At 64.0% G+C, this 21046-nt stretch carries 16 protein-coding genes and 2 tRNA genes; 11 read left to right on the top strand and 7 right to left on the bottom strand.

The annotated features are described in order from the left end of the window. Positions 1-100 precede the first annotated feature (100 nt). Positions 101-177 (top strand) — tRNA-Pro (locus AC1DQQ_RS12670). A gap of 259 nt (positions 178-436) precedes the next feature. Next, positions 437-513 (top strand) — tRNA-Ile (locus tag AC1DQQ_RS12665). On the opposite strand, the gene AC1DQQ_RS12660 is transcribed toward AC1DQQ_RS12665, so the two are convergent. After that, entirely contained in the window at positions 492-1508 is a 1017-nt protein-coding gene (locus AC1DQQ_RS12660) for a polysaccharide deacetylase family protein (RefSeq protein ID WP_478045392.1), read from the bottom strand. The genes AC1DQQ_RS12665 and AC1DQQ_RS12660 overlap by 22 nt on opposite strands. A gap of 1 nt (position 1509) precedes the next feature. Further along, positions 1510-3201 carry a sensor histidine kinase gene (locus AC1DQQ_RS12655; protein WP_478045391.1) on the bottom strand — a complete coding sequence of 564 codons (1692 nt, stop codon included), beginning with the start codon at positions 3199-3201 and terminating at the stop codon, positions 1510-1512. Between the two features lie 174 nt (positions 3202-3375). On the opposite strand from AC1DQQ_RS12655, the gene AC1DQQ_RS12650 reads away from it, so the two are divergent. Next, positions 3376-3843 carry an Lrp/AsnC family transcriptional regulator gene (locus AC1DQQ_RS12650; RefSeq protein ID WP_066810938.1) on the top strand — a complete coding sequence of 156 codons (468 nt, stop codon included), beginning with the start codon at positions 3376-3378 and terminating at the stop codon, positions 3841-3843. Positions 3844-3893: 50 nt separating this feature from the next. Here AC1DQQ_RS12650 and AC1DQQ_RS12645 read toward each other — a convergent pair whose 3' ends face one another. Continuing rightward, positions 3894-5171 (bottom strand): tetratricopeptide repeat protein, encoded by a 1278-nt coding sequence (locus AC1DQQ_RS12645; RefSeq protein WP_478045390.1) that lies wholly within the window; start codon positions 5169-5171, stop codon positions 3894-3896. Between the two features lie 300 nt (positions 5172-5471). Here AC1DQQ_RS12645 and gyrA point away from each other — a divergent pair, with 300 nt between their 5' ends. Both gyrA and AC1DQQ_RS12635 read left to right on the top strand, forming a co-directional pair. Continuing rightward, positions 5472-8243, top strand: a complete 2772-nt coding sequence (gene gyrA / locus AC1DQQ_RS12640; protein WP_478030047.1) for a DNA gyrase subunit A — start codon at positions 5472-5474, stop codon at positions 8241-8243. Beyond that, positions 8240-8590 (top strand): DUF952 domain-containing protein, encoded by a 351-nt coding sequence (locus tag AC1DQQ_RS12635; protein WP_478045389.1) that lies wholly within the window; start codon positions 8240-8242, stop codon positions 8588-8590. Before gyrA ends, AC1DQQ_RS12635 begins: the two co-directional genes overlap by 4 nt. Positions 8591-8597: 7 nt before the next feature. Here the strand turns inward: AC1DQQ_RS12635 and AC1DQQ_RS12630 are convergent, their stop codons facing one another. Continuing rightward, positions 8598-9029, bottom strand: coding sequence for a DUF488 domain-containing protein (locus tag AC1DQQ_RS12630; RefSeq protein WP_478040851.1), 432 nt, complete (start codon positions 9027-9029; stop codon positions 8598-8600). Then, the gene (locus AC1DQQ_RS12625; RefSeq protein WP_478045388.1) at positions 9004-9756 is read right to left on the bottom strand and encodes a lysoplasmalogenase family protein; all 753 of its coding nucleotides are present in this window, start codon (positions 9754-9756) and stop codon (positions 9004-9006) included. Before AC1DQQ_RS12625 ends, AC1DQQ_RS12630 begins: the two co-directional genes overlap by 26 nt. A 30-nt stretch (positions 9757-9786) precedes the next feature. Between AC1DQQ_RS12625 and trmFO the strand changes: the two genes are divergently transcribed. After that, complete coding sequence (gene trmFO, locus AC1DQQ_RS12620) at positions 9787-11103, top strand: methylenetetrahydrofolate--tRNA-(uracil(54)-C(5))-methyltransferase (FADH(2)-oxidizing) TrmFO (protein WP_478045387.1); 1317 nt, start codon at positions 9787-9789, stop codon at positions 11101-11103. Here the strand turns inward: trmFO and AC1DQQ_RS12615 are convergent. Both AC1DQQ_RS12615 and AC1DQQ_RS12610 read right to left on the bottom strand, forming a co-directional pair. Continuing rightward, a complete protein-coding gene (locus AC1DQQ_RS12615; protein WP_478045386.1) occupies positions 11100-11594 on the bottom strand; it encodes an EF-hand domain-containing protein in 495 nt (164 codons plus the stop codon). The genes trmFO and AC1DQQ_RS12615 overlap by 4 nt on opposite strands. Before the next feature lie 73 nt (positions 11595-11667). Beyond that, complete coding sequence (locus AC1DQQ_RS12610) at positions 11668-12306, bottom strand: squalene/phytoene synthase family protein (protein ID WP_478045539.1); 639 nt, start codon at positions 12304-12306, stop codon at positions 11668-11670. Positions 12307-12402: 96 nt separating this feature from the next. On the opposite strand from AC1DQQ_RS12610, the gene AC1DQQ_RS12605 reads away from it, so the two are divergent. The 5 genes from AC1DQQ_RS12605 (at position 12403) to AC1DQQ_RS12585 (ending at position 20927) form a co-directional block, all read left to right on the top strand. Beyond that, on the top strand, positions 12403-14337 hold the full coding sequence (locus AC1DQQ_RS12605; protein ID WP_478045385.1) for a TadE/TadG family type IV pilus assembly protein: 1935 nt from the start codon (positions 12403-12405) through the stop codon (positions 14335-14337). Between the two features lie 47 nt (positions 14338-14384). After that, positions 14385-14927 (top strand): TadE/TadG family type IV pilus assembly protein, encoded by a 543-nt coding sequence (locus tag AC1DQQ_RS12600; RefSeq protein ID WP_478045384.1) that lies wholly within the window; start codon positions 14385-14387, stop codon positions 14925-14927. Then, positions 14924-15649 (top strand): TadE/TadG family type IV pilus assembly protein, encoded by a 726-nt coding sequence (locus AC1DQQ_RS12595; protein ID WP_478030039.1) that lies wholly within the window; start codon positions 14924-14926, stop codon positions 15647-15649. Before AC1DQQ_RS12600 ends, AC1DQQ_RS12595 begins: the two co-directional genes overlap by 4 nt. 287 nt (positions 15650-15936) lie before the next feature. After that, complete coding sequence (locus tag AC1DQQ_RS12590; protein ID WP_478030038.1) at positions 15937-19068, top strand: TonB-dependent receptor domain-containing protein; 3132 nt, start codon at positions 15937-15939, stop codon at positions 19066-19068. Between the two features lie 134 nt (positions 19069-19202). Continuing rightward, positions 19203-20927, top strand: coding sequence for a tetratricopeptide repeat-containing sulfotransferase family protein (locus AC1DQQ_RS12585; protein ID WP_478030037.1), 1725 nt, complete (start codon positions 19203-19205; stop codon positions 20925-20927). Positions 20928-21046: the final 119 nt, after the last annotated feature.

The following is a 21046-nucleotide window of genomic DNA, read 5'->3' as shown; positions in this document are numbered from 1 at the left end:
CTTCTTCTTGCGTGCCCTCCGGCTGATCGTCGGCGGTCAAACGCGACGTGAACGAGCCGGGTTGCCGCCTGCATCAATGCCGCCTAGAGGACGCCCGCGTCGGGGAGTGGCGCAGCCTGGTAGCGCGTCTGCTTTGGGAGCAGAGGGTCGCAGGTTCGAATCCTGTCTCCCCGACCAGTTTTGCGGAATCAGCGGGCGTCCGGCGGACGCCCGCCCGCAAAACTCCCGAGTGCAACGGGGGGGGAAGTATTTTGCTGTCTGGGGTCGCATCGCTTTCTGCGGAAAACCGGTGCCCACTTTTCCGCGCGATGCTCCTGTCGCTTGCTAAATGACGACGCGGGAGTAAATCCCGCGTCGTCGGTCCTCGCTAACGCGAGGCCGGCCGGCGTTCGGCGTCTCGACACTAGCTCCGCTAGGGTCGTGCGCCTCACGGGTGGGGCCTGTAGCTCAACTGGTTAGAGCTGGCCGCTCATAACGGCTAGGTTGCGGGTTCAAGTCCTGCCGGGCCCACCAGCGCCGCCGGCCGTCGCCGCTGCGATCACATCGTCCAGACCTGCCGCTTTGGCGCCAAGCCGATCGAGTTCGGCCAACACCTTGTCCCACCAATGCCAGAAGGCGACCAGGTCTGCCTCGTCCTTCACATAGGGCGTGTGGCCCGGAGCGAGCGACGGCGAGTGAAAAGCAAAGCTCAAGACGCGAGTGCCCTCGCCGATCGCGACACGAATCGCTTCCAATGCCTCACGCACCGGAATGCCCTCCGGAGTCAGCGGGATGCGCTGAAGCAGCCCGGATCGTGCCAGCACCGCCCTCCCCTTCGGAATGCGTCCTGCCGACCGATAGAGCGGCATCCCGCCCGAGCGCGCGGCGCCGGTGAAGACCGTGGTCAGCGGCAGTTCGACGATCCCGCCGACGCGAAAGGCATGGTTGCCGAGCGCGGAGAAATCGGGACCGCCTTCCGACGCATAGTCGAAACCCGGCCGCATCGAACTGTCGAGGCGATAGCCATGCGCCGCCAGCAGATCGAAACTTGCCGGCCCCAGCCCATAACGCCCGGCGCGATAGGCCATCGGGCGCGTTCCGAAGGCCGTCGTGATCGCTTCGGTCAGTGCCACCAGCTTCGCCTCTTCGAGCGCGCGCGGCAGGTTGCCGACGAAGCTATTGCCCGGCGTCAGCGCTTCGTCGAACGGCGGGTTGACCCAGGGATGAAGCTGCGTCCCCACCGCCGTACCGCCAGTCAGCAACGGCCCGATCAGGTCGATCGCGCGCGGATCGGTGGCGATCGGGTGGTCGACCATCAGCGCGAGCGGCACGCCGGCCGCCGCGAACTGGGCCTGCGCCGCAGGGAGCGCCGCCACGGTCGACACCGACCGGTTCTCGCGCGCGAGCGGCTGGCTCCAGTCGAATTCCTCCTCGGTGTCGACGAACACGACGAAGCGCGTGCCGAACGAGTCCGGCCAGGCGACGAGGTCGCCGGCCGCCGGCGGTTGCGGACGGAACGCTGCGGTCACGTCAATTGGAAGAAAGCTGCCCCACGCCGTGATCCAACGCCGCCGGCAGGCGCAATGTCAAGCGCTGCTCGCCGATCTTGAGGCTGCCGCCGAGTTCACCGGCCAGGTTGCGCGCCAGCCTGAGCCCGAACGCGGTGCCGAGCAACGTGCCTTCCTGGTCTTCGCCCTCCAGCGACAGCACGGCTTCGCCCGGCCATGCGGCAAAAGCGCGCGGGCGCTCGACGGCGATCCGCGCCTGGCCATCCTTCGACCACGCCCTGATCGCGATCCGTTCGCCGATCCCGCTCGCGCCGACAGCCAATGCCATCAACCGACTGATCAGACGCGCGACCGCGACCTCGTCGCCGGCGATGGCCAGACCCGGCGCGCCGCCATCGATGTCGACCACCGATTGCCGCAGCAGCATCAACGGCGCGAGATCGCGTGCGGCCCGCGCGAGCAGCGGCGCCACCTCGACCACCCCGGGACGCAGGACCAGCGCGTCCTGTTCGATCCGGGCGGCGGTGTCGACATCGTCGATCGCGGCGATCAGGTCATGCGTATCATGACGAATCGCCGCGGCGCGTTCGCGATAGGCGTCGGGTGCCGGCCCGAGCACTTGCGCCTCGATCATCTCGGCAAAGCCCGAAATCGCATTGGTCGGCGTGCGCAATTCGTGGACCAGGGCGCGCAGCGCCTCGGGCGACGGACCGGTTTTGGGCATCGGTTCGGCGCGCTGGTCGGCGCGCGGTCGCCGCGCCACGCCGCGATAGCCGGTGAAGCGGCCGGTGGCCGGATCGAACGCCGGCGTCGCCGACAATTGCCATTGCCCCGCGGCTTGCGATGCGCCGGCAATGACAAGGCGCGCATCGGCAAACGAGGCACGCCGACGGAACGCGCCGCTGACCACGCCGTCGACCTGCGCCGAGCCGGTGCCGAGCAGCACGCCGATCAGCGGCTCGCGCGGCGCGCCGTCGACCCAGCGGATCGTCCCCGTGGCGTCGGTCTCGAAGCAGAAATGATCGATCGGCCCATCGCTGGCGATTGCTCGCGGCGGGCGCCCCAGGCCGCCATGGTCGCGCTGATAGGCATCGATCCGGGCGACCAGATCGGCGATCTGGAACGGGCCCCTCGGCGCGGGCGCCGGGCTCGCGTCATTGGCCCGTGTGCTGGCGGGCGTTTCGGCACGTTGCGGCATCTCGCTGACGATCGGCCGATCCGGTACGATGCTGGCAACGGACGCGACCGCCTCGATCGCGGCTATCGTCGGCTCCGGCTCGTTATCGGGCCGCGGCAGCGCGAAATCCGACCGCCCGAAACTGTCGAGCGCGCGCACCGTCTCAGCGGGCAGATCGCGACGATGGCGCAACAACGAGCGCGAGGTCGGCGGCAGATCGGGCAGCATTGCGCGCCATTCCTCGCCGGTCAGCTGCGCCGCCGCGATCACCGGTGCCGCGACCGACGGCTCGTCCTCCGCGAACAGTCGGACGAGTTCCGCCGGTGGGTTGGCAAAGGCGAGGCTGCGCGCACTCGCCGCCCGGGTCCGCGTCGGGACCCGCGACCGTATCGCCCGCAATTGCTCGATCGCCTTCGCGTCGGGCGCCGCCCGGCGGCGGCCAATCAGATCGGTCAGCTGACGCCATGCCGATTGCGCGCCGAACGACGTTGCCATATCAGCGCCGAGCACGGTGTCGAGACTGTCGTCGAAGCGCAATGATCGCCCTCTGATCGCGCGGAGCCGCCGCGCCTTAGGAATTTCTTAACCGCAGTGCGGCGCGCTTCAAACGGTTCATTTTGACGCGTCGCATAGTGGGACGATTGCGCAATCCAGCAATTATATTATGTTGGCCATCGGGCTAACTCGCATAAAATTCTTGGAGAACCGGCGATGGCGTTGGATCGGATCGATCGGCAGATATTGTCTTTACTACAGGCCGACGGACGGATGACCAATGTCGAACTGGCCGACCGGGTCGGTCTGACCGCACCCCCATGCCTGCGGCGCGTCCGCGCGCTGGAGGAAGCGGGCGCGATCAAGGGCTATCACGCCGAACTCGACCCCGCGACCCTGGGCTATCCGATCACCGTCTTCGCGATGGTCAGCCTGAAGAGCCAGGCGGAGCGCGACCTGACCGCGTTCGAATCGCACATCGCGACGATTCCCGAAGTCCGCGAATGCCATATGCTCAACGGCGAAATCGACTTCATCCTGAAGATCGTCGCCGGCGACCTGAAGGCGTTCCAGGATATATTGACGACCCATCTGACCCCCGCCCCCAACGTGGCGAGCGTCAAGACGTCGCTGACCATCCGCACGTCGAAGAATCAGCCGGGAATTCCGGTCGGGGCTGAGTAAAAGAGGGCGGCCGTCGCCAGCCGCCCCTTTCTCGTTTCGATCGCCTCGACTCAGCTGGTCGGCGGGCTGTCGATCCAGGTCGACCAGAAGCCGGCGATGTCGCTGCGCGGCGCGGTGGTGACCGCGGCGAACGCCGTCTTGGCGCCGGCCTTGTCGCCCGACAGCGCCAAGGCGATGCCCAAATGCGTGTTGACCTCGTCATTGTTGACGCCGCCCTTGGCCAGCGCCTGCTTGTAGAGCGCGATCGCCTTGGGATAGTCGCCACGGCCCAGGAACGCGTCGCCGGTCTGCGACGACAGCGCGCCATTGGGCGACGCCGCCGCCTTGGTTTCTAGCCCGGCGAAAGAGCCCTCAGCCGCGACCTGGCTGTTCGAACTCGTAACCAGCGCCTGGATGTTGGAATTGCCGGTGCCGGGGATCTTGCCCGCCGCCTTGCCCTCGGCGATCACCGCCTTGGTTTCGTCGGGCAGGCCGACGTCCATCACCTTTTGCGCATATTCCTCGTAATAATTCTGGTCGGCGAGCGACTTGGTCTGGCGCATCAGCCGGAATATGTCGATCATCTGCTTCTTGTCGAGCTTGGCGACCGGATTCTGGGTCAGCGCGTAATAGCCGAGCGCATCGCGCCAGGTCTTCGACGTCGGATAGGCGACGAGCCAGCGCTTCAGCCAGACGATGGTCTGTGGCTTGAGGCCGGCGGCGGCCGATTGCGCGATGCCGTATTTGTAGATGTCCTCCGACTGCTTGCCGGCCGCGGCCACCTTTTCGAGGTCGGCCATGCCGCCAGCGGCATCGCCGGCCTGGACCTTGGACTTGGCGAGATAGAGCGGCAGGTTCGCTTCGGTCGACCCGTGCTGCTGCGCCTGCTGGAACAACCGGCTCGCGCGCGCCCAATCCTTGTTGTCGTAAGCGATCGTCGCGCGGCTGAACTCGAACTTGGGCAGCATGTCCGGCGGCGTCTTGGGATTGACGATCAGCGCATCGAGCGGGGCGATCATCGGTGCCGGATCGAAGGCGCCGTTGGTCCCGGCGGAGGAATCGGCGATCTTCTGCGACACCAGGGCATAGCGCAGGAAGGTCGAGATATATTTGTCGTCGTCGGTCTTGGCCGCCGCCTCGGCTTCGCCAACGGCGGCTTCCGCTGTCGCCATATCCTTGGCGAGCAAGGCGGTCTTCGCCTTGTTCGCGGCGACCGCGACGGCCTGGGTATATTGCGGGCCGGCCGGCGCCTCTTCCTTCTTCTTGGCAAAAGCGGGCGGCGCAAAGGCCAGCCCGGTCGCGCCGGCGACCATCGCCGCGGCGAAGGCGGCCGTCGAAATGCTCTTCATCAATCTCTCCTCATGGGCGGGGGAACCCTATCCCCACCGCTCTAATCAGCGGGCGCCGGGGGTTCAAGGCGCGTAGCGGCGCAAATCGCCGAAACCGGCTGAATGCGGATTGAATGGAGAATTGCACCCGCGCTGCCACTCGGGCAGGGGTTGGCACCGGATTGCGCCTCGCATGCGCCAAATTGCGCTCTCGCGCGCGCCAAATTGCGCCCTCTCGCGCGTACGCGCGCGCGTGACATCGGTTGCATGACCCGCTAGGGTCGTCATCGAACAGCAACATCACCTGAAAGACCCCAAAACTTGACCGACGAGACCGTCCTCGCCGACCCCTCGGACATTACCCCCATCTCCATCGTCGATGAGATGAAGTCGTCGTATCTCGATTATGCGATGAGCGTGATCGTCGCCCGTGCGCTGCCCGATGTGCGCGACGGGCTGAAGCCGGTGCACCGCCGGATCCTGTTCTCCGCCCAGGAAAGCGGATTCTTCTACAACCGCCCGTATCGCAAATCGGCGCGCATCGTCGGCGACGTGATCGGTAAATATCACCCGCACGGCGACAGCTCGATCTACGAGGCCTTGGCGCGCATGACCCAGGATTGGGCGATGCGGCTGCCGCTGATCGACGGCCAGGGCAATTTCGGATCGATGGATCCCGATCCCGCCGCCGCGATGCGCTACACCGAAGCGCGCCTCGCCAAGTCGGCGAGCTTCCTGATGGAAGATCTCGACAAGGATACGGTCGACTTCGTTCCCAATTACGACGGATCGGAAAGCGAACCGTCGGTTCTGCCGGCACGCTTCCCCAATCTGCTGGTCAATGGCGCCGGCGGCATCGCGGTCGGCATGGCGACCAACATCCCGCCGCACAATCTGGGCGAAGTGATCGACGCGTGCTTCGCGTATATGGACAATGGCGCCATCACGACCGAAGAGCTGATGGAATATGTGCCGGGTCCGGATTTCCCGACCGGCGCGATCATCCTCGGCCGCTCCGGGGCGCGGTCGGCCTATGAGACCGGACGTGGCTCGATCATCCTGCGCTCGCGGCACGAGCTCGAAGAGGGGCGCGGCGATCGCCGCTCGATCGTCCTCACCGAAATCCCCTATCAACAGGGCAAGAACGCGCTCGTCGAAAAGATCGCCGAGGCCGCCAAGGACAAGCGGATCGAAGGCGTCAGCGACATTCGCGACGAATCGAACCGCGAAGGCGTGCGGATCGTCATCGATCTGAAGCGCGACGCGACTCCCGAAGTCGTGCTCAACCAATTGTGGCGCCACACGCCGGCGCAAGGATCGTTCCCGGCCAATATGCTGGCGATCCGCGGCGGCCGCCCCGATCTGCTCAATCTCCGCGACTTCATCCAGGCGTTCATTCAGTTCCGCGAACAGGTCATCACGCGGCGCGCCAAGTTCGAACTCGCCAAGGCACGCGACCGCGCGCATTTGTTGCTCGGCCTGGTCATCGCGGTCACCAATCTCGACGAAGTCGTCCGCATCATCCGCGGATCGTCGAGCCCAACCGAGGCGCGGCGCGCCCTGCTGATGCGTGAATGGCCGATCGCCGAAATCGCCGGCTATATCCGGCTGGTCGAGGCGACCGATGTCGAGGTCACCGGCGACAGCTATCGCCTGTCCGACCTTCAGGTCCGCGCGATCCTTGACCTGCGCCTCCATCGCCTGACCGCGCTCGGCCGCGACGAGATCGGCGACGAGCTCAAGGAACTCGCCGCCTCGATCGCCGAATTGCTCGAAATCCTGGCCAATCGCGCGCGCCTCTACGAAGTGATGCGCGAGGAACTGGCCGCGGTGCGCGCCGAATTCGCCACGCCGCGCCGGACCGAGATCGCCGGTGCCGCCGACGGTATCGAGGACGAGGACCTGATCGAGCGCGAGGACATGGTCGTGACCGTGACCATGCAGGGTTATATCAAGCGCACCAGCCTCGACACGTTCCGTTCTCAGGCGCGCGGCGGCAAGGGCCGTGCCGGCATGGCGACCAAGGACGAAGACGTCGTCACCGAATTGTTCGTCACCTCGACGCACACGCCGGTGCTGTTCTTCTCGACGCTTGGCCGCGTCTACCGGATGAAGGTATGGCGCTTGCCCGAAGGCGGCGCGAATACGCGCGGGCGACCGATGATCAACTTGCTGCCGCTGGCCGAGGGCGAAACGATCTCGACCGTGCTCCCGCTGCCCGAGGACGAGAACGAGTGGGGCAAGCTCCACGTCATGTTCGCCACCGCCAAGGGCTCGGCGCGCCGCAACTCGATGGACGCGTTCACCAACGTGCCGTCGAACGGCAAGATCGCGATGAAGTTCGAGGGCGAGGATGAGGACGATCGGCTGATCGGCGTCGCGTTGCTCGACGAGAGCGACGACGTGCTGCTCGCCACGCGCCAGGGCAAGGCGATCCGCTTCGCCGGCGATGAGGTGCGCGAGTTCCAGAGCCGCAATTCGACCGGGGTGCGCGGCATGCGCCTGGCCGATGGCGACGAAGTGATCTCGCTGTCGATCCTGCACAAGGTCGGAGTCAGGGACCAGGACGAGCGCGAGGATTATCTGCGCCACGCACCCTGGAAGGGTGAGGACATCGAGGGCACGCGCAAGCCGCGCGAGATGGACGACAGCCGTTACGAAGAACTGATGGCCAAGGAGCAGTTCATCCTGACCGTCTGCGCCAACGGCTATGGCAAATTGTCCTCAGCCTATGAATATCGCCGCACCGGCCGTGGTGGCCAGGGCATCACCAATATCGACAATATCGCCCGCAACGGCCCGGTCGTCGCCAGCTTCCCGGCGACCAAGGGGCATCAGTTGATGCTCGTCACCGATCAGGCCAAGCTGATCCGCATGTCGCTTGGCGATTTGCGCGTGATCGGCCGCGGTTCGGCAGGCGTCCGCTTGTTCAACGTGGCCGAGAACGAACATGTCGTCTCCGCCGCGCGGATCGAGGAGACCGAAGGCGATGCCGAGGCGGATTTGACCGCGGGAGAAGAGCGCGAGGTCGCGCCCGATCCCGGCGCCGATACCGCCGATGACAGCGCGGCGGGACCGGCCGACGGCGAATGAGTGAGCGTCCGGACATTGCCTATAAGGTGCTGACCGCCGATCAGATGCGCGCCCTGGAAGCCGATGCTTTCGAGGGCGCGCCGATAGACCTGGCCGATGGCTATATCCACCTGTCGACCCGCGATCAGCTGACCGAGACGGTGGACAGGCATTTTACCGGCCAATCGGACCTGTGGGTCGCGGCGATCGACCTCGTGGCGCTGGGCGACAGCATTCGGTGGGAAGAATCGCGCGGTGGCGCGCTGTTCCCGCACATCTATGGCGCCATGCCGCTCGACGTCGTGATCGCCTATGGCGAACTCGAGCGGGACGATGATGGGACGGTGAAGCTGCCCGTCGCTGGTTGACGGCAATTCAGGGCAGCAGGTCGACGACCTCGAACCCCTCGCCTTCTTCGCGCAGCAGCATCGTGCGGTGACAATGTTTGGGGTCGTGCTCGAAGCACAGCAGCGCCGACGGCTTTTCGGCGGCAAGGTCGCGGAGTTGCGCCGCCTGGGCCTGCGCCTCCGGCAAATGGAGTTGCCCGGCATAGACGCGTTCCATCGTCCGCCAGTCGCCCTTCTTTGCCGCGTCCCGCCCCGGCTTGGGCGTGCCGAGCGCCTTCAAGTGGACATAGCCAATCCCGCTGTCCTTCAGCGTCGCCGCCAGGATGTTCTTCGAGAACCCCGGGCGGCGGGATAGCGGCAGTGCGCGGACGTCGATCACTTGCTCGACGCCCGCCTCGCGCAAAGTGGCGAGGAAAGAGTCCATCGTCGTGCCTTCATAACCGATGGTGAAGATCTTCATCGTCTTTCCAACGCAGCAAGGTGGTGACGGCTCCCCAGGCGATCAGCGCCTGACCGGCGAAATAGAGCGGCCAGATCAGGAACACGGGGATCAGCGAGCCGGCCAGGGGCCCCATCTTGGCAAAGATCAGCAGGTCTGAGGCAACGAACATGACCGCGCCGAGCCCGACGCGATAGCGGGGGAAGCGGCTGATCCACGCGCTCGCTGCCATTGCGCCGAGGCCGGTGGCATAGAGCGCGATACCAGGTGCCGCCCCGCGATCGGCAGGAAGCAGGAACGCGATCACCGGCACCCCGAGGAGTAACAGCACGGATAAGGCTATCTGGCTCGGCGTGGGCTTGCTGCGGCGATGGAGCAGATAGAGCAGGACGGCGGTAAGGTGCCCCGCGAGAAATGCCAGCGCGCCGCCGGTCTGGCTGCACTCGAGCAGCACATCCCCCAGCGTTCCAAGCGCCAGCACCGTGGTGATCAGCCAGCCATCGCGCCCGCGCGCATTTATCACTGCCCAGATCGTCAGCAGGCCGACCCCCGCCCCCTTCCACGCGATCCAGGGCAGTGTCGGAATGGTGTGCTGCCCGACGAACCAGACGAACAAGAGCCAGAACCAGAAGCTGGCGCCGGCCAGTAATGCCAGGATCGGCAGCCACGTCGCGCGGGGTCTCAATGGGATCGCGGTCATGGCGATGTGATGGCCCCACGATTCGATATCGGCAACATGCTTTGTCATCCGCTCGCGGCGCGGCTATCGCCGGACCCCATGACTCATGACATCCACATCATCGGCGGCGGCCTCGCCGGATCCGAGGCGGCGTGGCAGCTCGCGGAAGCCGGCGTGCGCGTAAAGCTCTCCGAAATGCGCGGCAGCGGCGATATGACGCCGGCGCATCACACCGACAGCCTGGCCGAACTGGTCTGCTCCAACAGCTTCCGGTCGGACGACGCCGAGAACAACGCGGTCGGCCTGCTTCATGCCGAGATGCGTGCCTTGGGCTCGATCATCATGAGCGAAGGCGACCGTCACAAGGTGCCTGCGGGGTCGGCGCTGGCGGTTGACCGTGACGGCTTCTCCGCCGGCGTTACCGCGCGGCTGGCGGCGCATCCCAACATCACGATCGTTCGCGAACGCGTCGACGCGCTTCCCGATGATGGCCTCGCGATTGTCGCCACGGGCCCCCTCACCGCTCCCGGACTCGCGGCCAGCATCGGCGCGGCCACCGGCAGCGACGCGCTTGCCTTTTTCGACGCGATTGCGCCGATCGTGCATCGCGACAGTATCGACATGGAGACCGCCTGGTTCCAGTCGCGCTGGAACAAGGGTGACGGGAAAGACTATATCAACTGTCCGCTCGACAAGGATCAATATCACGCTTTCGTCCAGGCGCTGGTCGATGGCGAGAAGACCGAATTCCGCGAATGGGAGAAGGATACGCCCTATTTCGAAGGCTGCATGCCGATCGAGGTGATGGCGGAGCGCGGGCCGGAGACGCTGCGCTTCGGACCGATGAAGGGCGTCGGGCTCGACGACCCGCGCACCGGGCGTTGGCCCTATGCCGTGGTCCAGCTGCGCCAGGACAATGCCATCGGCACCTTGTGGAACATCGTCGGGTTCCAGACCAAGTTGAAACACGCCGAACAAGTACGCCTGTTCCGCACCATTCCGGGGCTGGAGAATGCTGAGTTCGCGCGGCTGGGTGGGTTGCACCGCAACACCTTCATCCGCTCGCCCGAATTGCTCGACCCGACGCTGCGGCTGAAGGCGCGGCCCAATATTCGCTTTGCCGGTCAGATCACGGGATGCGAAGGCTATGTCGAAAGCGCGGCGATCGGTTTGCTCGCGGGCCGTTTCGCGGCGGCAGAGCTGAGCGGCAATGCCGTCACGCCGCCGCCGATCGAAACCGCGCTCGGCGCGCTGCTCAACCATATCACCGGCGCGGCCGAGGCCGAGACCTATCAGCCGATGAACGTCAATTTCGGCCTGTTCCCACCCATTACCGGCCGCACGAAAAAGGCGGATCGCAAGAAGATGTACACCGAACGTGCCCGCACCGCCCTAGCCGGCTGGCTGGCTGCTTAGGAATCCTCCTCGCGATTATCCTCGGCCGGCGCCGGGGCTGTTGACGTGGGGCGGCAATTGGGCCGCGGTTTGGACTTGCGCTTGACCGCCGTCGTGGCGAATTCGGTCGCGTTCATCGCGCCGGACTTGTCCTTGTCGGCCAGCGCGAATTTGGTTTCGGCTTTCACCGCCCATTCGTCGAACGACAAGGTACCGTTGTTATCGACGTCGAGCTTGGCGAAGGCCTTGCGCCGCGCCATCAGATATTCGTCGCGAGTGACCGAACCGTTGCGATCCTTGTCGTAGCGATCGAACCGCTTCTGCTCGCGCGTGGCCGGCAATGCCTCGGGCACGGCGGGGCTGGTCGTCTGCCCGTCCGGCGTCGCGGTTTCAGCCGCAGCGACCGGCATGGCGGCAAGCGTCGTCGCGGGCGGCGATCGCGTCGCCTGCAACGTCATTCCCGCCACTACCAACAAGATGCCGGCCGCCGCCCCCGCAAGATATCGCCACATCGCTCGATCCTCCTTTTGACCTCACGCTAGCGCGCACGAAAGACGGAGAAAACCGAATCCCTCCATCATGGTGCTATCTGCCAGTCAGCCGGAATCGCGCGAGCCGAAGGACGAAGGTCGGCGGGATCGGTCCGCCCAACCGCCGGTCCGCGATCAGCGCCAGCGCTCCCAGCGCCCGCCCGTTCCTGCTCCAACGCGACCGGCGGGCGTGCGTGAGCATGGTGGCGGCACGCTCTCGCGCCTGGCTCGCCAGCGCCGCGTCGCTGAGATTGGCGGCAAGATCGGCCAGCGCCCACCCCTCGCCCGCGTCTCCAACCGGGTCTTCCGGGGCCGCGCCGACCGCCATCCCGGCTATCGTGAACAGCGCGCGGCCGCGCAGGCGCGCGTGATCGTCGATCGACTGGGTACGGATATCGCCGAGCAAAGGCTCCCACGCCTCCACCATCTCACTGAGCGCGCGCCCGGTAATCCCCAGCGGCAGGACCACGCCAGTCAGGGACTGCAACACGGGTTCGGCGGGCGCGTCGGACGCGTCGAGCCCCTGCAACGCCTCGCGCCACCAGGCGAGCCGCATCTGCCCGACCAACGGCTCGCGGGTCGTGCGCAACACATTGCCCAGTGCAGCATCGAGCGCGAACAGCGCGTCCAGCGCCCCGCGCGACCTGCCCGGAGCGTAGCTCAGCGCGAGGTCAAGCCAGAGATCGGTAACCATCGTCACCGTAACATTAACCATACCGATTGAGAGCCGGTTAGCCCTTCTAGATGCATGAGGCATGTTCGTAGGATCATATCGGGCAGATCGGGGCAGATGTTCGGACCATTCGGCGCAAAGCGGGGGGACGCGCGCACCTTCCTGGGACGGTTACGCCGCGATGTGCGTGGTAACACGCTCGCCATGATGGCGATCGCGCTCATCCCCCTCGCGGCTTTGGCTGGTTCGGGTGTCGACATGGCGCGACTTTACGTCGTCAAGGTCCGTCTGCAACAGGCCTGCGACGCCGGTGTGCTCGCCGGGCGCAAGTTCATGATCCAGTCGTCAGGGACGACTCTCGACAGCAATGCGGCGACCCAGGCGACGACCTTTTTCAACAACAATTTCACCCCGGGCTGGATGAAGACCAATACGGTCACATTCGTCCCCACCAAGACCAGCGACAGTCAGGTCTCCGCTACCGCGAGCGCCGTCGTCCCGATGACCGTGATGAAGATGTTCGCGGCGCCCGACACCACCGTCCAGGTCACCTGCACGGCGCGCTACGACGTGGCCGATACCGACGTGCTGTTCGTGCTCGACACGACCGGCTCGATGGCCTGTGCGCCAAGCGACAGCGACTCTACCTGCAACAGCTATGTCGGCTCGGCCGGCAATAGCACCTACACCCGGCCGACCGACACGACCTATTCAACCGCGGGCTATTCGGGATCGACCGGTTACTCCGTGCCGGAGAAGAGCGGTTCGCGCATCGAGGCACTGCGCCAGGCCGTGCTGAGCTTCTACGATACCTTCGCGGCGAATGCCGACCCGTCGACCCACGTCCGTTATGGCTTCGTGACCTACACGTCGGCGGTCAATTCGGGCAAGGCCGTGATGTCGCTCGATCCGACCTATGTCCTCGGTGGCAGCGGCGCGGCGACGAACTACAATTATCAGTCTCGCAAGGTGACGGCCGATTACACGAGCAACACGGCAACCGCGAACAACTCGATGAACCAGGCGACGTGCAACGCTCAGACGACGACACGATCGCCGGCAACGGCGCTGACCTATACGACCTCCGGAACGGCAACGCAGGTCAGCTATGCGTGGAACTCCGGCACCTTGAAATGCGTGGTCACGACCAAGACGCTGGGCCCGCAATATACCTATTCGCGCTACCCGTGGGACGTCAGCCAGTATGTCGCGGGCAACACGATCGACGACCCGACCAAGGTCGACTCGTCGACCACAAAATGGGCGGGTTGTCTCGAGGAACGGATCGATTCGACCTCGGCGGGCCAGACAGTATTCACTACCGCCAGCCTGCCCAAGGATATCGACCCCGATTTCGTGCCTACCAGCGACGCCACGCGCTGGGCGCCGCAATGGGGTGACGTCGAATATGGTCGTAACAACTATGGCGGCACCGGCAACGGCACCAGCAACGGTGACGACAGCAACAACGCGCCGAACTACGGCAGCGCGCAAATGATCAAATGGGGCTATCTGTCGTGCGGCAAGCCGGTTCGGCGACTGACGACCTGGCAGCGTACCGACGTCTACAATTACCTCTACGCGACCGATTTCAAGCCAATCGGCGGCACCTATCACGATACCGGCATGATCTGGGGCGTGCGGATGATCTCGCCGACCGGCCTGTTCAAGGCGGATACCGCGCCCTGGGGATCCGGTCCCGGCGCCTTGCCGCCCAACCGTGTCATCGTCCTGCTGACCGACGGTTTCATGGCGCCGACCACGGACACTTACAGCATGTACGGCGTCGAATATTTCGACAAGCGCGTAACCGGGGGCGACTACAGCAACATCACTGCCTATCACAATGCGCGGTTTTTGGCCGCCTGCTCGGCGGCGAAGGCGCGGAACATCGACGTCTGGACGGTATCGATCCAGCCCAGCGCGACGAGCCAGATGCAGAGCTGCGCCACGACCTCTGCGCAAGCGCTCGCGACGACCAGCGGCACCGGTCTGTCCGCCGCCTTCGCGAACATCGCCCAACATCTCGCCATGCTCCGGCTGACGCACTGATGCGCGCGCGGTTCATCCCAGGTCTGCGGGACGATCGGCGCGGCGCCGTGCTCGTCGAATTCGCACTGCTGACGCCCCTCATGCTGCTCATGCTGATGGGCTTGGGCGACATGCTCTATCAGGTCTACACCCAGTCGATCCTGAACGGCGAGTTGCAGAAGGCGGCGCGCGATTCGGGCATCGAAGGAGGCGCGGCCAGCACCTCGACGATCGACGCCAAGGTGCAGACGATGGTCAAGAAGATCGCGCCCGGCGCGACGTTCACCTCGACGCGCAAGAGCTATGACAGCTTCTCCGAGGTAGCGCCCGAGCCGTTCACCGACACTAATGGCAACGGCGTCCGCGATTCAGGGGAATGCTTCACCGACGAAAACGGCAACGGAACGTGGGATCAGGATCCCGGCGCGGCCGGACAGGGCGGCGCCAGCGCGGTGACGGTCTATACCATGACCGCGACCTATCCCCGCTTGTTCCCGGTCGCAGGCTTGTTCGGCTGGCCGACTACCCAGACGGTGAGCGCGACTACGTTGCTCAAGAACCAACCCTACGCAACCCAGACTACCACCGCCAACGTCACGGTGTGCACATGATCCTTGCCCGTCCGCGCGCCGTCGCTCACCGTCTGTATCGCCGCCTGATGCGCGACCGCAGCGGCGTCGCGATGATCGAATTCGCCATGGCGATGCCACTGGTCCTCGGCGTCGGTTGCTACGGCCTCGAGACCGCCAATCTGGCGCTGATCAACCTGCGCATCAGCCAGATCGCGCTGGCGCTGGCGGACAATGCGTCGCGCGTCGGCACCTATAGCGGGCTTACCTCGCAGCAGCTGCGCGAGGTCGACGTCAACGACATCTTCGCCGCCGCTCGCTATCAGGGCAATGGCATCAATCTGACGACCAATGGCCGCATCATCCTGTCGAGCCTGGAAAACGTCCAGCAGAGTTACGACACCGCCGCCGTCCAGCGCATCCACTGGCAACGATGTCTGGGCGCCAAGAGCGGCACCGGCTACGATTCGACCTACGGCACGACCACCACGGCCGCGGGCACCACCGCCACCCTGACCAATGCCGGAACCACCTCCACCGGCATGGGCGACGCCAGCGCCCAGGTCGATGCGCCGGGCGGATCGGGCGTGATGTTCGTCGAAGTCAACTACCTGACCAAGCCATTGTTCGGCAACTGGCTGACCAGCCCGGCGCGCATCCATTATGTCGCCTCGTTCATCGTCCGCGACCGGCGCGACTTCAGCCAGATTTTCAATCCGGGGACGGGCGCGACGCGGATGACCTGCGACAAATATACCACCTGATCACTCAGTTAATGAGCAATATCCGTAAGAATAGATGGCAGATTCTTACCGTTACTTAAACGTAACGTTACGCACTTTTGTAGATCATCGGAGGTTCTATCTCAAATTGTAACAAATTGTAACAGTCTGTCGCAAATTGTATCAGTCTGTCGTAAATTGTAACGCGCATGATTAGTGTGGCCAATTTGAAACAGTTCGTCACTTTGACGATACTCAACTCCCCCTACTCTTGAATCCCATATTTTTTGTGGCAAGACGCCTGTCATAAAGGGCAAAAAGGGGCTTATATGCGCATCAATGGTCTTCGCGCGTCGACGGCACTCACCTCCGCCGTCTTCGCGTTTGGTTTGCTGTATGCCGGTCAGGCTTCGGCGCAGACGGCGGCTACAGATGGTCAAAAAGCATGCCCGGACGGCAGCACGCCGACGCCGGAAGCGCCGTGCCCTCCGACCGCGACGGGTTCGACGGCTCCCGATCAATCGGGCGAGATCGTCGTTACGGGCTCGCGCATTCGACGGCCCAATCTGGATTCGCCGGTTCCGGTTACCAGCATTTCGGGCGAAGAGTTCTTCAAGACGGGTACGACCTCTGTTGGCGACGTGCTCAACGAACTGCCGGCGCTGACCAGCACGTTCAGCCAATCGAACTCGACTCGCTTCCTCGGCACGTCAGGGTTGAGCCTGCTCGACCTTCGCGGCCTCGGCACGCAGCGTACGCTGGTCCTCGTAAACGGTCGTCGCCACGTCGCCGGCGACATCCTGAACGAAGCCTCGTCACCTGACATCAACACGATTCCCGCCGATCTCATCGAACGCGTCGACGTCGTCACCGGCGGCGACTCGGCGGTCTATGGTTCCGACGCGGTCGCCGGCGTCGTGAACTTCGTGTTGAAGGACCATTACGATGGCCTTCAATTCCGTTCGCAGGGCGGCACCAGCCAATATGGCGATGCGCCGTCCTATTTCGCGAGCCTATTGGCCGGCAAGAACTTCGCCGGTGGGCGCGGCAACATCGCGGTCGATCTTGAATATGCGCATCAGGGAGCTTTCTACGCTAGCGACCGTAATAACTACAGCATTTCCAGCGGCTTCGTTACGGTCGATAACGTCGTCAATGACGGAAAACCCAATCGCATCTTCTACAACAACATTCGTAGCGCGACCTATTCAAATGGCGGTCTATTTCTCGGGAACAATTGCGGTGGCTATTATTGTTCCTACGGCTTCCAACCCGATGGCTCGCTGAGCCCGGTCACCGGTCAACGTGTCGGAATCGCGCCGTACGGCAGCTTCATCGGCGGTAACGGCGACAATTTCCGCGACGGAACACAGCTCGGCCTGATGCCGAACCAGGATCGCTACAGCGCCAATCTGATCGGCCATTTCGAAATCTCGCCGGCGTTCGTGCCGTTCATCGAAGCCAAATATGTCCGGACCGACGTTCTCGGCAGCGCCAGCGGTCCGTTCTTCTTCAACGGCGGCGTGACAGGCTCCCCGCGCGAGGTTTTCTACACCGACAATCCCTACCTCAGTTCGCAGGCTCGCGGCTTCCTGACGAACTACTATGGCGTGGCCAACGACGCTCACCAGCCCTTCTATTTCGACGAGAATGCCACCAGCCTGACCAACCGCCAGGAAAGGCTGCGGCGCGAAACCTATCGCATCGTCGCAGGTATCCGCGGCGAACTGGGTGACGGCTGGTCCTACGAGCTCTCGGGCAATTACGGCCAGTTCGACGAGAAGAACGAGATACTCGGCAACGTCAATCTGCAGCGCTTCCTGCTGGCGATCGATCCCGTCGACCAGGGCAAGTACACGACCGGTGTCGCGAACGGCAATATCGTCTGCCGCGCGACGGTCGATCCGGCGGCGCGCATCGCTTATGAAAATGCCGCCAATCCGGGCTTTGCCGCCAGCCAGCTGGCCGCCGATGTCGCGGCGTGCCAGCCGGTCAATCTGTTCGGCGTCGGCAATGTCAGCGACGCGGCACGCAACTATCTGTTGCAAAACTCGGTCGCCAACGGCCGCATCACCCAGTTCGTCGCCAATGCCTTCCTGAGCGGCGACACCCGCAATTTCCTCAACCTGCCGGGCGGCCCAATCGGGATCGCGATCGGTGCGGAATATCGGCGGGAAACCGCGTCATACCATGAGGATGATTTCACCAAGGCTGGCCTGACCTTCTATAATGCGATCCCGGATTTCAGCGCGCCGGCGTTCGAGGTGAAGGAAATATTCGGCGAGCTCCGCCTGCCGATCATCAAGGACAAGCCGTTCTTCCACGAACTGACGCTGAGCGGCGCGGTCCGGTTCGCCGATTACAAGGGCGATGCCGGTTCGGTCTGGGCCTATAACGGCAATCTCGAATGGGCGCCGACCCGCGACATCCGTCTGCGCGCCAATTACTCGCGCGCGGTGCGGGCGCCGACTCTGGTCGATCTCTACACACCGTTCGGTCAGAACTATGAACTGGTCACCGATCCGTGCGCCAATTATGCGGCTAATCCAGGTACGCAGATCGCAACCAACTGCGCCGCGGCAGGGATTCCCGCGACGTTCAACCACCAGTATATCAACTCGCTGGGCTATCAGTCTGGCGGTAACGTCAACCTGAAGGTCGAGACCTCCGACTCGTACACGATCGGTACCGTCATCACCCCGCATTGGGTGCCTGGCTTGTCGTTGACGGTCGACTGGTTCGACATCAACGTCAACAATTCGATCGCCACCCTGGACGCCCAGGCCGTGCTCGACGCTTGCTATTCGCAGTCGAGCATCAACAACCAATATTGCGGTCTGTTCCAGCGCTACAACGGCGCGCCGGGTACTACTGGACCGGCCGGCGAAGAGCCTGGTCAGATCCTGGAGAACAGCCTCCACGTCATACCGCTGAACTACGCGAAGCTGCGTGTGCGTGGCATCGACGTCGAGCTGAACTACCAGCATCAGTTCGCCAATATCGCAGGTGTGTCGACCCGGTTGATCTATACCCACAATTTCCGGAACGACACTTATCTGGACGCGACTGATCCCACGTTCAGAACGCAGCAATTGGGTACGTTGGGCTTCCCGTTCGACGAGTTCAGCTGGAATCTGGACGTCAACAAGGGGCCGGTCACGCTGGGCTACAAGCTGCGCTATGTCGGCAAGATGACGGTCGCGCCCTGGGATGCCCTGCACAGCGTCAATGGGCAAGCGCCGCAAGAGACGGATTATTCGAATATCACATACTACCCGGCTCAATACTATCATAACGTGCGCCTTCAGGTAGACGTCACCAAGAAATACAATTTCTATATCGGCGTCGATAACCTGTTGAATACGCAGCCGCCGCTCGGAACGACGGGCGCCGGTTTCGGCAGCGCGATTTATGACAATGTCGGTCGCTTCTTCTACGCCGGCGTCATCGCCAAGTTCTGATCATCGCTTCTATCGAATAGTGGAGGGGCCGGGACTTTCCCGGCCCCTTTTTTGTAGCGGATTGCGGACTTTGCTGGCATCGCTCGGCCATGCCTGAGGATATCGGCTCTCTTCGGGCCGCGCTCGAAAACGGGATGCGGCTGCTTGATCGCAATCCCGTCGGCGCCGCCGAACAGGCGACAGCAATCCTTGAAGTCACCCCGGGCCAGCCCGACGCGCTGCGCTTGCTCGGGCAAGCGTTGCGAAAGCTTGGTCAAAGAGAGAGGGCCGCCAAGGCCGATCTGGCGGCGATCAACGCGACGCTGCGATTGCCCGACATCCGTTCTGCCCGCATCGCGATCGCCGGGAACGACCTCGCTTCCGCGGAGCGTCTGTTGCGAGCGCAATTGTCGCGGTCGCCCGACGACGTCGTCGCCACGATGATGCTGGCCGAGATCGCGTCCGCCCTGGGTATCTTTCCGGAAGCGGAGCGACTGTTGACGCACGCTGCGTCGGTGGCACCGGACTATCCCGACGCGCGCGTCAGCCTGGCGCTGGTCTTCTTCTCCCAGGGCCGCTTGGACGAAGCGCTGGCATCGCTCGACCACGTCATCGCCGACAATCCCGGGCATGTTGGCGCGGCGGCATCCAAGGCCGATATCCTGGCCCAGACCGGAAGCTATGACGAGGCGGCACAGACCTATGCCGGTCTCCTCGACACGGTCGGCGACCATCCGGAAGTCTGGCTACGGTACGGCCACCTCCTGAAGACGATCGGCCGGCAATCCGACTCGGTCGCTGCCTATCGTCGTGCCACGACGCTCGAGCCCGAGCTCGCCGAGGCCTGGTGGTCGCTGGCCGAATTGAAGGCCAACAAGGTCGAGGCGGATGACCTTTCGAAGATGGAGGCCGCGCTGCGGCGTGCCACCGCGCCGACCAAGCAACTCTATCTGCATTTCGCCCTGGGCAAGGCGTTCGAGGACCGCAAGGAATGGGAAGCCTCGTTCCGCCATTATACCGACGGCAACCGGCTTCGGCTCGAGCAGGAGCCGCATGATCGCGCTGCGATTTCCGATGAGGTCGACGCCTCGATTGCCTTGTTCGATCGCGCATTCTTCGCCGAACATGGCGGAATGGGCTGCCCCCTGCCCGACCCGATCTTCGTCATCGGCATGCCCCGCGCCGGCTCCACGCTCGTCGAACAGATTCTGGCGAGCCATTCGCAGATCGAGGGCACGTCGGAACTGCCCGATATCCCGCTCATCGTTCAATCGTTGGTCGCCAAGGACTGGCAGAACCGTGCGGCAGCCTACCCGGCCGTCATAAAGCGCCTCACTCCAACCAACCTACGCGAGCTCGGCGAGCGCTACATCGCGAATTCGGCTTCCAAACGAAAGACTTCTCGGCCGTTCTTCGTCGACAAGCTGCCCAATAACTGGCGCTACCTCGGCCTGATCCATCTGATCCTGCCCAACGCGAAAATCATCGACGCGCGGCGCGATGCGATGGCTTGCTGCTTCTCGAACTTCCGTCAGCATTTCTCGCGCGGGCAAACCTTCGCTTATTCGATGCAGGATCTCGGAAGCTATTATCGCGATTACATCCGGGCGATGGACCATTTCGACAGGATCCTGCCCGGCCTGGTACATCGCGTTCAGCACGAATCGCTGGCGGCCGATCCCGAGCGGGAAATCCGTGCCCTGCTCAACTATCTCGACTTGCCGTTCGAGGAAGCGTGTTTGCGCCCCCATGAAAATGCGCGGCCAGTCCGTACGGCAAGCTCGGAACAGGTCCGCAAGCCAATCAGCCGCGACGCGTTCGATCTCTGGCGCCACTATGAGCCGTGGCTCGACGATCTGAAGGCTGCGCTGGCCGGCTGAAGCGCGAACGAAAAAGGGCCGACAAAGCCAGCCCTGTCCGTCGATCCTGCCAGGCGGGATCAATACCGATAATGATCCAGCTCGTTCGGCCCCTCGACCGACACGCCAATATATCGACG

The sequence above is a fragment of the Sphingomonas sp. P4_G3 genome (genome assembly GCF_056401105.1).
This window is presented reverse-complemented; position numbering and strand designations above follow the sequence as displayed.